The organism is Paenibacillus terrae, from assembly GCF_000943545.1.
Lineage (GTDB): Bacteria > Bacillota > Bacilli > Paenibacillales > Paenibacillaceae > Paenibacillus > Paenibacillus terrae_A.
In genome coordinates, this window is the sequence record NZ_JTHP01000234.1 from 14,816 (window position 1) to 29,643 (window position 14,828).

Annotated in this window: 1 protein-coding gene (cut by a window edge); it reads left to right on the forward strand. The window is 51.4% G+C overall.

The window, feature by feature from the left end:
- Positions 1-14,828 carry the start of a non-ribosomal peptide synthase/polyketide synthase gene (locus tag QD47_RS29870; protein ID WP_082067359.1) on the forward strand. Its footprint extends 27,289 nt past the window's final position, so 14,828 of the gene's 42,117 nt are visible here — the first part of the coding sequence; the start codon lies at positions 1-3; the stop codon falls past the right edge of the window.

Genomic DNA, 14,828 nt, shown 5'->3' on the forward strand with positions numbered 1-14,828 from the left:
ATGACTCAGCACGATATTCAATTGTTTGCATTAAGCCAACCACAGCAACGTATTTGGTATACGGAGCTTTTGTATCCCAATCGCAACACGTCCACGCTTATTACAACTGTTAAAATCAAGGGAACTGTTCGTATAGATGCATTGCAACAGGCGATGAATCAGGTGATTGCACAAAACGATTCTTTTCGTATTAAAATCACTGCTGAGGATGGTATTCCGTATCAATATGTAGAGCCATTTGTTGCACAAAGCATAGAAACGCTCCAGGTTACCCCGGAGGAAGCCGAACTATTAGTAAACCGTCTTAATTCACAGCCCTTTTTATTGCTGGATTCTCAGCTGTACCAATTGGTTATTTTACAGCTGGGGGCAGAAGAAACCTGGTACAATTTCACAATGCACCATATTATTTCAGATGGTGTATCCATGAATCAGGCCATTAATGAAATTACCACGCATTACATGGATATTGTCCATGGTACAGGTCAAGCTACATCGACCAAAGCGAATCCATACCTGGATTTCATTCAGGTGGAGCAAAGCTATGAGCAATCTGACCGTTACCAGAAGGACAAGACATATTGGACGGAAAAGTTTGCCGATTTGCCAGAGACGACAGGTTTAAAACCATACAATCCGCTAACGCTGAGCACAGTTGCACGCCGGGAGAGCTATAAACTGGAGCCTGAACTGTATCGTGGTGTCACGGTTTTTTGCGAGGAGCATAAAATCAGTATTTTTACGTTCTTCCTGGCCGCCCTGTATATTTATTTACATAAAGTGACGGGGGAACAGGATTTAACAGTAGGTACCCTGTACGCTAACCGTACGTCGAAGAAGGAGAAGGATACGATTGGCATGTTCGTCAGCACCGTGGCTACGCGTCTGCTGGTTGAGCCGGAATCCGAGCTGCTGACCTTCCTGCAAGGTGTGGGCAAGGAGCAGTCGTCCATTTTGCGGCATCAGCGTTACCCGTACAACAAAATTATTCAGGATTTGCGTGAACAGCAAAGCAGTCTGGATATTCAGCGCCTCTTTGGCGTTTCAATTCAGTATCGTACGCTGAGCTTCTCTCGCTTTGATGAAGCCGTTCAGCAGGTGGATACCGATTTCTGTGGAGATACGGTGAATGACTTTGATATTCATATGGTAGAAATGCTGGATGACGATCAGCTTATACTGCATCTGGATTATCGTACCGATCTGTTCAGCGAACAGGAGATTGCCCGAATTATCCGACAATTCTTGAGTGTGGCTGAGCATATGGTGAAAGGTCCGCAGAAGCGTATACAGGAGTTGTCACTGATTAGTGACGAGGAGCGGACGCAAATTGTGGATGTATTCAATGCTACAGCAGTGCCATATCCACATGATGCAGGGATTCATGAACTGTTCGAGCAACAGGCAGAGCGTATGCCGGATCAGACTGCGGTTGTGTTTGGAAACCGTCGTCTGACCTATGGGCATCTGAATGAACAGGCCAACAGACTGGCTCACACGCTGCGCGGTTACGGTGTTACTGTTGAACGGACGGTTGGCATCGTCGCTGAGCGTTCCACAGATATGATCGTCGGCATGTTGGCAATCCTCAAGGCGGGCGGCGCATATGTGCCGATTGACCCGGATTATCCGGCAGAGCGTGTACGCTACCTGCTGGAGGATTCAGGTGCGAAGCTGCTGCTGGTGCAGCATGCGGAGCAGCAGCCAGAAGACTACAGTGGGATTGTGCTGGATCTGAGCGATGCTACTGTATACGGGGCAGAGGATGACAAAGGCTTAAATACTGTACAATCGGAGCAAAACGAGGCTAATCATGCGGATTATACCCATTATACAAATCTGAAAAATGAGATTTCACAAGCGGGTAAATTCGGGGATCGACTCGCCTATTTGATGTACACTTCGGGAACTACTGGGCAACCCAAAGGGGTTATGGTAGAGCACCGTAACGTCGTACGTCTGGTGAAAAATACAAACTATGCGCAACTGGATGCTGACACACGCATTTTGCAGACCGGGGCTGTTGTCTTTGACGCGTCCACCTTCGAAATTTGGGGTGCGCTATTGAACGGTGGACAGCTGGTGCTGGTGAGTCAGGATGTCATTTTGGATGCGCCGAAGCTCAAGGAAGCTGTTCGCAGCCATGGCATTACCACGATGTGGTTGACAGCGCCGCTCTTTAATCAGCTGTCCCAGCAGGACCTGGAACTGTTTGAGGGGGTACGGGAGCTGCTGGTCGGCGGTGATGTGCTGTCCGTCCCGCATATTAACCGGGTGCTGGAGGCCCATCCTTCCCTGCGGATCATAAATGGTTACGGCCCGACGGAAAATACAACCTTCTCCACGACGCATGCCATTACCAGCGTGCAGTCAGAATCTGTACCGATTGGTCGTCCGATTCACAACTCCACAGCCTATGTCGTAGACCGTTCGATGCAGCTTCAGCCCGTTGGGGCATGGGGAGAGCTGATCGTCGGCGGTGACGGGGTGGCACGTGGATACCGGAATCGCCCGGACCTGACGGCAGAAAAGTTCATCGACAGCCCGTACCGCAGCGGAGAACGCTGCTATCGCACAGGCGACCTGGTGCGCTGGAATGCGAACGGGACGCTGGAATACAAGGGACGGATCGACGCCCAGGTGAAAATCCGGGGCTATCGGATCGAGCTGGGCGAGGTGGAAGCGCAGCTGTTAAAGCTGGAGTCGGTGCGAGAAGCGGTGGTGATTGCACGTGAGGATGAGCAGGGGCAAAAGCAGCTCTGCGCTTATGTGGTGACCCATGAGGATGTAACGGCAAGTGAGTTGCGCAGCGCTTTGAGCCAGGAACTGCCGGGCTACATGGTGCCGTCGTATTTTGTGCAGCTGGAGCAATTGCCACTGACGCCCAACGGCAAGGTGGATCGCCGGGCGTTGCCACAGCCGGAGGGAAGTGTGGATTCTGGCGAGGATTATGTAGCAGCGCGAACCGATGTGGAGCGGACGTTGGTATCGGTATGGCAATCTGTACTAGGCATCGAGCATATCGGTGTACTGGATAACTTTTTCCATCTGGGAGGCGACTCGATCAAGGCCATTCAGGTGTCTTCAAGATTACTGCAAAACGGCTATAAACTGGAAATGAGGGAACTGTTCCAATATCCGACCATTGCTGAGCTGAATGGACGGGTGCAGCAGGTGAGCCGCGTCTCAGACCAAGGGGAAGTCACGGGTGCGGTAGCGTTGACGCCGATTCAGCATTGGTTTATTGAGCAGCAGCCAGCCAAGCCAGAACACTATAATCAGGCGTTGATGCTGCACCGTGAGGATCGTATGGACGAAACGGCGCTTCGTCAGGCACTGCAACGCATGGTTGAGCATCATGATGCTCTGCGTATCGTATTCCGCCAGAATGCAGATGGCGAGTACGAAGCATGGAACCGTGGCGTACAAGAAGGTGAGCTCTTCAGCCTCGAAGTGGTTGATTTTACGAACGAACCTGATTTTGCACATGAGCTGGAAGCAAAAGCCAGCGAAATTCAAGCCAGCATCCGCCTGGATGAAGGCCCTCTGGTAAAGCTGGGTCTGTTCCGTTGCCCTGATGGAGATCATTTGCTAGTGGCGATCCACCATTTTGTGGTGGATGGTGTGTCTTGGCGTATTTTGCTAGAGGATTTGGCAACTGGATATGAGCAGGCTTTACAGGGCGAGTCTGTCCGCTTGCCGAATAAGACGGATTCCTTCCGCCTGTGGGCTGATCAGCTGTCAGCTTATGCGAACAGCACAGCATTGCAGAAGGAACGTGCGTACTGGCAAGAGCTGGAGCAAGCTGGGGCTACTCAAGCAGCTTTGCCCAGGGATTACACTCGCAAATCCGAGGCCAAGCCTCATCTCCGCGATGACCGCACACTCACGGTAGCGTGGACAGTCGAAGAAACAGAGCAATTTTTGAAGCAGGCACATCGTGCCTATAATACGGAAGCGAATGATCTATTGCTGACGGCTCTGGGAACCGCGGTTCACGAGTGGGCAGGCATCAGTCAGGTGCTTGTGAATCTGGAGGGTCACGGACGGGAAGCTATATTGCCAGACGTGGATATTACACGTACGGTCGGTTGGTTTACCAGCCAATTCCCAGTTATTCTGGATATGGGCGAGGATCGGAATGTGGGACGACGTGTCAAGGATGTCAAGGAAGGGCTGCGCCGTTTGCCGCATAAAGGAATTGGATACGGTATTTTGAGATATCTTTCTGCTACTGAAAAAGGGGAATCAGCTTTTGTCGTTGAGCCGGAAATTAGCTTTAACTATCTCGGACAATTCGATCAGGATTTGAAAAATAATGCATTCCGTATGTCTCCTTATTCCCTTGGGGCTTCCATTAGTGACACGTTGACCAAGCGGTATTCTCTTGATATCAACGGCATGATCACGGATGGTGCGCTGGAGCTGACGATCAGCTACAGCAGCAAAACGTTCATGAAAAAATCAATCAAAAGGCTAGCTGATTTGCTTCAGGAAAGCTTGCGCCAGGTATTAGCTCATTGCGTGGACAAAGAGCTGCCAGAGCTGACACCAAGCGATCTGTCCTTCCAAGGACTAACGGCTGGAGAACTGGAGCACATTGTAGAGCAAACCGCTGCTGCGGGAGAGCTGGAAAATGTTTATTCGCTAACGCCGATGCAAAAGGGAATCCTGTTCCACGGCTTGATGGAGCCGCAATCCGGGGCGTATTTTGAGCAGGCAACATTTGATCTGCAGGGCAGCTTTCAAGTGGATGCTTTTTCCGAAAGCCTGAATCTGCTGGTGAATCGCCATCAAATTTTCAGAACGAATTTTTATAGCGGCTGGAATGAGCAGCCTTTACAGGTGGTGTATCGTCATAAAGCTGCCGGATTCCGTTTTGAAGACGTGCGTTCGATGGAGCAAGGAGAACTGGACGCGTACATTGCTGATTTTGCTGAGCGAGACAAAGCGGAAGGGTTTCATTTCAGCTCAGGCGAGCTGATGAGAGTTTCTATATTACGTACGGGCGAGGAGTCGTACCGTTTTGTGTGGAGCTTCCACCATATTTTGATGGACGGCTGGTGCTTGTTCCTGGTTGTCGGGGAAGCCTTCAAAACGTATTTTGCATTGCTCGAAAACCGAAAGCCAGAGCTTGCCCCGGTAACGCCATATAGCGAATATATTGAATGGCTGGAACGGCAGGACAACGCGGAAGCAGAACGGTTCTGGAGTGACTATTTTGCCGGCTTTGAACAACAGACGGTGTTGCCGCAAGCGAAGCAGCTGGACGGTCGCGCCAAGGGATATGAGGCTGATAAGCTTTCGTTTACACTGAGCCGTGAAGTGACGGAGCGGATGAACAAGCTGGTCAAGCAGCAGCAGGTGACGGTCAATACGCTGCTGCAAGCGGCATGGGGTGTTGTGCTGCAACGATATAACAATAGTCGGGATGTTGTATTTGGTAGTGTTGTATCCGGTAGATCAGCGGATATTCCGGGCATCGATAAAATGATCGGTTTGTTCATTAATACGGTTCCTGTACGGATTCACAGCGGGAAAGATGTTACGTTCGCTGGGCTGATGAAGCAGACACAGGAGCAGGCGCTTGCTTCCCGTGCCTATGAAACCTATCCGTTGTATGAAATTCAGGCCCTGACAGAGCAGAAGCAGGATTTGGTAAACCATATTATGGTGTTTGAAAACTATCCGGTGGAACAGAGCATGGAGCAAATGGGTAGCCATGACACGAACGGCTTTACCATTGCGAATGCTTCCGTGTCGGAGCAAACGAACTATGATTTCAACATTACCATTGTGCCGGGTGATGAAATCGGTGTTCATTTGGAATACAACGCTCTGGTGTTTGAACGCGCAGCTATGGAGCAAATCCGCGAGCATTTGCTGCATATCGTAGAGGAAGCGATTAACAGACCGAATGCGCTGGTAGATGAGCTTCAGCTGGTGACTGCTGAGGAAAAAGCGAAGATCATCGACGGTTTTGGTTCAGTTGGCGTGTATGCGTGGAGTGATGCGAAGGAAGTCGAATGGTTGTTCCACGCCTATGTGGAGGAACAGGCGCAGCTTGTGCCGGATCACGTGGCGGTTGTGTACGAGGAGAATCAGCTTACGTACCGCGAGCTGAACGAGCGTGCGAACCAGCTGGCTCGTAGACTGCGGAATGAAGGCATTGGACGCGAGTCGATTGTCGGCATCTTGAGCGAACGCTCGGTAGACATGCTGGTCGGCGTACTGGCAGTGTGGAAGGCTGGAGGCGCATATGTGCCGCTGGATGCAGACTATCCGTCAGAACGTATTCGTTTCATGCTGGAGGACAGCGGTGCGACGGTACTGTTGACCCAAACAGGCTTGCAGGAGCGTGCCCAGGTATGGCTGGATGAAAACAAAGCAACATCCGAACCAGCAACAGAACTGCGTCTGCAAACTGTACTGGCGTTGGACGATGAGTCGCTGTACACCGGGGAATCCACAGATGTCGAGCATATCAACGAGCCGCAGGACCTGGCGTATGTGATCTACACCTCCGGTACAACGGGACGTCCGAAGGGAGTCATGATCGAGCATCGCAGCCTGGTGAATACGGCTGCTGCGTATCGCCGGGATTACCGTCTGAACCAGTTCCCGGTACGGCTGCTGCAACTGGCGAGCTTCTCCTTCGACGTATTCGTCGGGGATATCGCACGGGCGCTCTATAACGGCGGAACGATGGTCATCTGCCCGAAAGATGACCGGATTGATCCAAGCCGTCTGTATAGCTGGATTCGCAATTATCAGGTTACGGTGTTCGAATCGACACCGGCCCTGATCGTACCGTTCATGCAGCATGTGCATGAACAGGGACTGGACATGAGCAGTCTGGAACTGCTGATCACGAGCTCGGATAGCTGCAGCGTGACGGATTACCGGGTGCTGCAAGAACGATTTGGCGCAGATACTCGGATTATTAACAGCTACGGCGTAACGGAAGCAGCGATTGACTCCAGCTTCTATGACGAAGAGCTATCGAAGCTGCCGAGCAGCGGCAGTGTGCCGATTGGTCAGGCGTGGCTGAATGCCCGTTTTTATATCGTGGACAGCCAGCTGAATCCGGTACCTATCGGCGTACTGGGCGAGCTATGCATTGGCGGAGCCGGGGTAGCACGTGGGTACCTGAACCGTGCCGACCTGACGGCCGAGAAATTCGTGGCGAATCCGTACGTGCCGGGTGAACGATTGTATCGCACCGGAGACCTGGCGCGGTGGATGCCGGACGGGAATGTGGACTTTATCGGCCGGATGGACTATCAGGTCAAAATCCGGGGCTACCGGATCGAGTTGGGCGAGATCGAAACGGCGATTCAACGGGTGCAGGGTGTGCGTCAAGCAGTAGTGATCGACCGGACAGACGAGCGTGGGCACAAGTATTTGTGCGGTTATATCACAGGAGAAACGGTGCGGATCGAGGAGGTACAGGCCCAGCTGGAAGCAGGGCTACCGGCGCACATGGTGCCAGCACGCTTGATGCGTCTGGAGACGATACCGCTGACGAGCAACGGCAAAATCGACCGCAAGGCCTTACCAGAGCCGGAAGGCAGCATCCATACAGGTGCAGCCTATGTAGCACCGCGTACAACGGTAGAGCAGGTATTGGCTTCGGTATGGGCCGGGGTGCTGGGCGTGGAAACGGTAGGCACGCAGGATAACTTCTTCGAGCTGGGCGGCGATTCGATCAAGGCCTTGCAGGTATCGTCCCGATTGCTGCAAGCAGGCTATCGACTGGACATGAAAGACCTGTTCAGTAATCCGACGGTAGCGTCCCTTAGTCCTTTGCTTCGCACAGATGGCAAAATCGCCAGTCAGGAAGAGGTAGTCGGTGAGGTAGAGTTGACACCAATTCAACGGTGGTTCTTTGAGCAGCAGCCGGTTGACCTGCACCACAGCAACCAGGCGATGATGCTGTATCGAGCTGGGCGCTTTGATGTAGATGCGCTGCGCCATACAATGGAACGCATGGTCCAGCATCATGACGCATTGCGTACTGTATTCCGCGAGACAGAGCATGGTTACGTAGCTTGGAACTGCAGTGTGGAGGAAGGCGAGCTATATACACTGGAAATTGTAGATTTCAGTGGGATTGAAGACGAATCCACAGCTGTGGAAGCCAAGGCGAATGAAATTCAAGCCGGCATTCATTTGAGCGAGGGACCGCTTGTGAAGCTTGGTTTGTTCCAATGCGCAGAGGGCGATCATTTATTAATCGTCATTCACCATTTGGTCGTAGACGGTGTATCGTGGCGCATTTTGCTGGAGGATTTGGCAGCCGCTTATGAGCAGGCTGTTGCAGGTAAAACGGGCAAAGCTATTCGATTGCCGCTTAAAACAGATTCATTCCAGACATGGGCCGAGCATCAGTTGGCCTATGCGAACAGTGCGACGATGGAGCGGGAGCTTGCTTACTGGCAGCATATTGAACAAGCAGAAGCAAGTCTGGCGAAGCCGTTGCCAAAGGATTATGACAACGATCATGCCTTGCTTGGAGACAGTGAGGTTGTCACCGTCCGCTGGACGAAGCAGGAAACCGATTTGTTGCTCAAGCAAGCTCACCGCGCGTATAGCACGGAAATGAATGACCTGTTGCTGGCTGCACTCGGCAAAGCCGTATATGACTGGTCCGGTTCTGAACGAGTGTTGGTCAACCTGGAGGGTCATGGACGGGAATCCATTTTATCTGATGTGGATATTACGCGCACGGTTGGCTGGTTTACGAGCCAATTCCCGGTTGTACTGGATGGAAGCCTGGGACAAGGCGGAAATATCGCCCGTTTGATCAAACGGGTGAAGGAAGGGCTGCACCATATTCCTCAAAAAGGCATTGGCTATGGTATTTTGCGATACCTGTCAAATACTGAGGCTTTCGCGCGAGCAGGCGTACAGCTTCAGTTGACCCCAGAAATCAACTTTAACTATCTGGGCCAGTTTGATCAGGATTATAAAGGCAACGATCTGGAGCCTTCCTCCTATTCTATGGGTGTGCCTGTCAGCACAAACGCGGCTATGGATTTTGCGCTGGATATCAATGGAGTGATCGAGGACGGCGAGCTGATCTTTACTATTCGCTACGGCACAACGCAATTCCGTCATGAGACGATTGCCCGGCTTGGAGAGCTGCTGGCTTCGGGCTTGCGTGAGGTGATCAGCCATTGCGTCGCCCAGGAGAGAACGGTATTGACACCAAGCGATGTCCTGCTAAATAACGTAACGTTGGACGAGCTGGAGCAGCTGGTGGAAGATACGCGAGATCTAGGTGAGCTGGAAAATGTGTATGCCTTAACGCCAATGCAAAAGGGTATGCTCTTCTACAGCATGATGGACGAGGATTCGGCGGCTTATTTTGAGCAGGCCACCTTTGAGTTGAACGGACGTTTTGATGTGGTCACTTTCGGCAAAAGCCTGGATCTGCTTGTACAACGTCATGAGGCCCTACGGACGAACTTTATCAATTCTTGGAAGGATGAGCCTGTACAGGTCGTCTTCGGCAACCGCAGCGGAGCATTGTACTACGAAGACTTGCGCGGACTAGACAAAGAAGAACGTGAAGCTCGGGTTGAGGCTTTTGTCCTTGCAGATAAAGCCAAAGGATTCCGTCTGGCAGAGGATGCACTCAATCGTATCTCCATTTTGCAAACGGGAGATGAAACATACCACTTTGTTTGGAGCTTCCATCACATTTTGATGGATGGCTGGTGCTTGTCCTTTATGATACAGGAGGTATTTGGCAGCTATCAGGCACTTCGTGCGGGTCAGGAGCCGGTGCTTGAGCAGGTCACGCCATTCAGTCGTTTTATTGAATGGCTGGAGCGTCAGGATCGTGAAGCGGCCCTGCAATACTGGAGCGGGTATCTGGCAGACTATGAGCAGCAAATTATGCTTCCGCAGCAAAAAACACAGCCTAAATCCGCACAAGTCGGGGAATATGTCGCCGGAGAACTGGAATGCGAATTCCAGCCGGAACTGGTCGCTCAGATCGAACGGGTGGCGAAGCAAAATCAGGTGACGATCAACACACTGATTCAGACGGTATGGGGCGTGCTGTTGCAGAAATATAACAACAGTCCGGATGTTGTATTCGGTAGTGTTGTATCCGGTCGTCCAGCCGATATTATGGGTGTGGAGCGCATGATTGGGTTGTTCATAAACACGATTCCAGTGCGCATTCTGTCTGAAAAGGGTGAGGCCTTTGTCGAACTGATGAAACGAACACAGCGGCAGGCGCTGGCCTCTAATAGCTACGACGCATTCCCGTTGTATGAAATTCAGGCGCTAACCGAACAGAAGCAGGATTTGATCAACCATATAATGATATTTGAAAATTATCCGGTGGAGCAGCAGGTAGAGCAGCTGGGAAGCGATGGACACGATAAATTTACGATTTCGAACGTAGTGACTACAGAGGAAACCAACTACGATCTGAACGTAGCCGTTATGCCGGGAGAAGGTATAAAGATTCGTTTTATGTATAACGCGCTCTGCTTTGATCAAATAGGCATTGAGCGTCTGCATGGACATTTTGTCCGTCTGCTGGAGCAAATTTCACTCCATCCGAACGTTCGCGTTGAAGAGCTGGAATTGGTCACAGCGGTGGAAAAACAACAGATTACAGAAGCATTTAATGACACCACTGCGGTATATCCGCGCAATCAGACGATCCATCAGCTGTTTGAGGAGCAGGTGGAGCGTACGCCGGATCAAGTGGCATTGGTGTTTGGAAATCAGAGTCTGACTTATCGGGAGCTGAATGAACGGGCCAACTCATTGGCACGAATGCTTCAAGCGCAGGGAGTAGGACCCGACAAGCTGGTCGGCCTGATGGTACAGCGCTCAGTGGAAATGATCGCAGGTCTCCTTGCTGTTCTAAAAGCAGGCGGTGCTTATGTGCCGATTGATCCCGAATTTCCGTCATCTCGTATTGAATACATGCTGGGAGACAGTAAGGCCGCAGTGCTTCTGACCAGTCGTGATCTGGTGGAAGAGCACCATTGCAACGCCAATACAATGTTTCTTGAGGATACAGAATTGTATCAGGGAGAGCGCGGCAACCTGGAGACGATCGTCCGCCCAGAGCATTTGGCTTACGTCATCTATACCTCTGGATCGACTGGAAATCCGAAAGGAGTTATGCTCCAGCATGGCTCGGTACTCAACTTTATTACAGGGATGCGCGAAATAATCGACTTTGAAGCGGGCAAAACCATTTTGTCACTCACGACAATTTCATTCGATATTTTCGTATTGGAAACCATCCTGCCACTGTTGGGTGGAATGACTGTTGTGCTTGGCGACAGCCAGCATCAGGTTGATCCTCAGGCGCTGGGTGAGTTGATCGTTCATCATCATATTGATATGTTGCAAATGACACCATCTCGGGTGCAAATGCTGCTGGGTCATGAAACAGGTTCCCGTGCGCTGCGAAGCGTGAAGGAAATTATGGTCGGGGGTGAAGCACTTCCGCCCAAGCTGCTGGCAGCACTGCAAGAAATGAACGGTCTCCGCATTTATAACATGTACGGACCTACAGAAACGACGGTTTGGTCGACGGTACAAGAACTGACCCATGCCAATCAAATTAATATCGGACATCCTATCGCTAATACGGAAATGTATATCCTGAATGCGAATGATGGATTGCAGCCAATCGGTGTACCAGGCGAGTTATGTATTGCAGGAGAAGGCTTGGCACGTGGGTATTGGAATCGCGAAGAACTGACGGCCGAGAAATTTGTGAACAATCCGTTTGCAGGCGGGAAAGCAGGCTATGAGCGGATGTATCGCACGGGCGACTTGGCGAGATGGATGCCAGACGGCAACATCGAATATTTGGGCCGGATCGACCATCAGGTGAAAATCCGGGGGTACCGGATTGAGCTGGGCGAGGTCGAATCGCAATTGCTGAAGGTGGAGTCGGTACGAGAAGCCATAGTCATGGCTCGTGCGGACGAAACAGGCCAATACCAACTGGTGGCATACTATATTGCGGAGCAAGAACTCGGAGTCGGTGAACTGAGAAATGAACTGAGAAGCGAACTGGGACGGGAGCTGCCAAGTTATATGGTGCCTTCATACTTCGTTCAGTTGGAGCAGATGCCACTGACACCGAACGGTAAAATCGACCGCAAGGCACTGCCAGCACCTGAAGGCAGCCTGCAAAGCGGAGCGGATTATGTAGAGCCGCGCACCGCACCGGAACGGGTACTTGTAGCAGTCTGGCAGTCCGTCCTGGGCGTGCAAACCGTCGGTATTTTGGACAATTTCTTTGATCTGGGCGGCGATTCGATCAAGGCGATTCAAATCGTATCCCGTGCGTTCCAGGCAGGCTATAAGCTGAACATGAAGGACTTGTTCAAATATCCAAGCGTGAAGGAGCTGGCTCCGCATCTGCGTTTAGCGGGCAAGAGAACGGCCGAGCAAGGCGAAGTCACAGGGAAAGTGGTGCTGACGCCGATTCAATACTGGTTTGCGGAACAGGAGCAGGTGGACGCACATCACTTTAATCAGGCGGTTATGCTGCACCGGAAGCAGGGCTTTGACGAATCCGCTCTGCGTCAGGCGCTCATCAAGCTGGCGGAGCACCACGATGCACTACGGATGGTGTTCAGCAAGACAGAGCAAGGCTATGAAGCATGGAACCGCGGATTGCAGGAAGGCGAGCTGTACCATCTGAACGTGCTGGACTTTAGGGACTTGACGGATGAAGCCGTGCTCAGCGCAGCGATTGAGGCGAAAGCCAGTGAAATTCAAAGCAGTATTCATCTGCATAAAGGGCCGCTGTTTAAAGCTGGTTTGTTCCACTGTGCAGATGGGGATCATCTGCTAATGGCGATTCACCATTTGGTGGTGGACGGGGTATCGTGGCGCATTTTGTTTGAGGATTTGGCTACAGCCTATGAACAAGCCGTCCATCAAGAAGTGCTTCAGCTGCCAGACAAAACGGATTCCTTCCGTTCCTGGTCTGAGCGACTTTCCACCTATGCGGATAGCGCGGTAATGGAAAGTGAACGCGCCTACTGGGAGCAACTGAACGCATCTGCTTTGGTGGATCAAGTACGGTTGCCTGAGGATCAAGCGCAGGCTGGTCAATTTACGTTGGCTGATACGGATACAGTGGTCATCAAGCTTACGGAAGAAGAGACAGAACGACTATTGAAGCAGGCACACCGCGCATATAACACGGAAGTGAACGATCTGCTTCTGGCTGCATTGGGCATGATGCTGTACACATGGACGGGTCATGAACGCAGCCTGATCAATTTGGAGGGGCACGGACGTGAGGACATTTTGCCGGATACGGACATTTCACGTACTGTAGGCTGGTTTACGAGTCAATATTCGGTATTGCTGGACATCGGTCGTGATCATGATTTGTCGGGACGCATCAAACAGGTCAAAGAGAGCCTGCGTCAGATTCCGAATAAAGGAATTGGCTATGGTATTTGGAGACATCTGAGTGAAGCTGGCCAGGCAGCTGGTCATAAAGAAGACGCTTTGCATACGGGTCAAACAGATGGAGGCTACGCCGAGCCGCAAGTGAGCTTTAACTATCTCGGACAATTTGATCAGGATTTGCAAAACAGCGATATTCGGATGTCTCCTTACCCGATTGGTTTGGCTGTTAGTGACCGGACGAAGATGAAATACGCGCTCGATGTGGGCGGGATCGTCACGAACGGCATACTGGAGCTGGATATTCGGTATAACGGCAAGGCCTTCCGCAAGGACACCATCCAAATGCTGGCTGGCCTGCTGAAAGCCAACTTGCTTGAAATGATCGAGCATTGTGTCATACGGGAGCGGTCAGAATTGACTCCAAGCGATGTACTGTTAAAGGGTCTGACGCTGGAGCAATTAGACACGATTGTTGAGCAGACACAGACGGTTGGGGAATTGGAGAATGTGTATCCGTTAACGCCGATGCAGAAGGGTATGCTGTTCCATAGTCTGATGAATGCAGAATCAGGAGTGTATTTTGAACAGGCTACCTTTGATCTTGAGGGCCATTTTGAGCCGACCGTATTCGAGGAAAGCCTGAAGCTGCTGGTTAGCCGACATGCTATATTCCGGACGAATTTCTACAGCGGCTGGCATGGTCAACCGTTACAGGTCGTCTATCGTTATAAAAATCCGGGCTTCCGCTATGAGGATGTCAGAGGTCGTGAAGACGCTGTAGCTCAATTTGTGGCCCTGGATAAAGAGCAAAACTTTGATTTAGGCAAGGACGCGCTTATGCGCGTAACCGTCTTCCGCACGGGGGATAGCTCATACCGTTTTGTATGGAGCTTCCATCATATGGTGATGGACGGCTGGTGCCTGTCACTGGTGACGGACGAAGTGTTTGGTGCATATTTTGCCCTGCTGGAGCACAAACAGCCAGAGCTCGCACCTATCAAGCCGTATAGTGAGTATATTGAATGGCTAGAACGGCAGGATACGCAGGAAGCGACCCGCTACTGGAGCGACTATTTGGCTGGCTTCGAGCAGCAGACCTTGCTGCCTGGCGAGCACGCACAGGCTTCCCTAATGGCACGGGTTGAAGATAAAGAAGGAAGCGGTACGGCTTCAAATTCCGGTTATGTTTCGGAAAAACTGTCATTTGTACTGGGTAAAGAACGGAGCGCGGCGTTAAACCGCATTGCCAAGCAGCAGCAGGTAACGATTAATACATTGCTGCAAAGCGTTTGGGGCGTTATTTTACAAAAATACAATAATAATCAGGATGTCGTGTTTGGTAGTGTTGTATCCGGACGTCCGGCAGAAATTCCGGGTGTGGAGGACATGATCGGTCTGTTCATCAATAC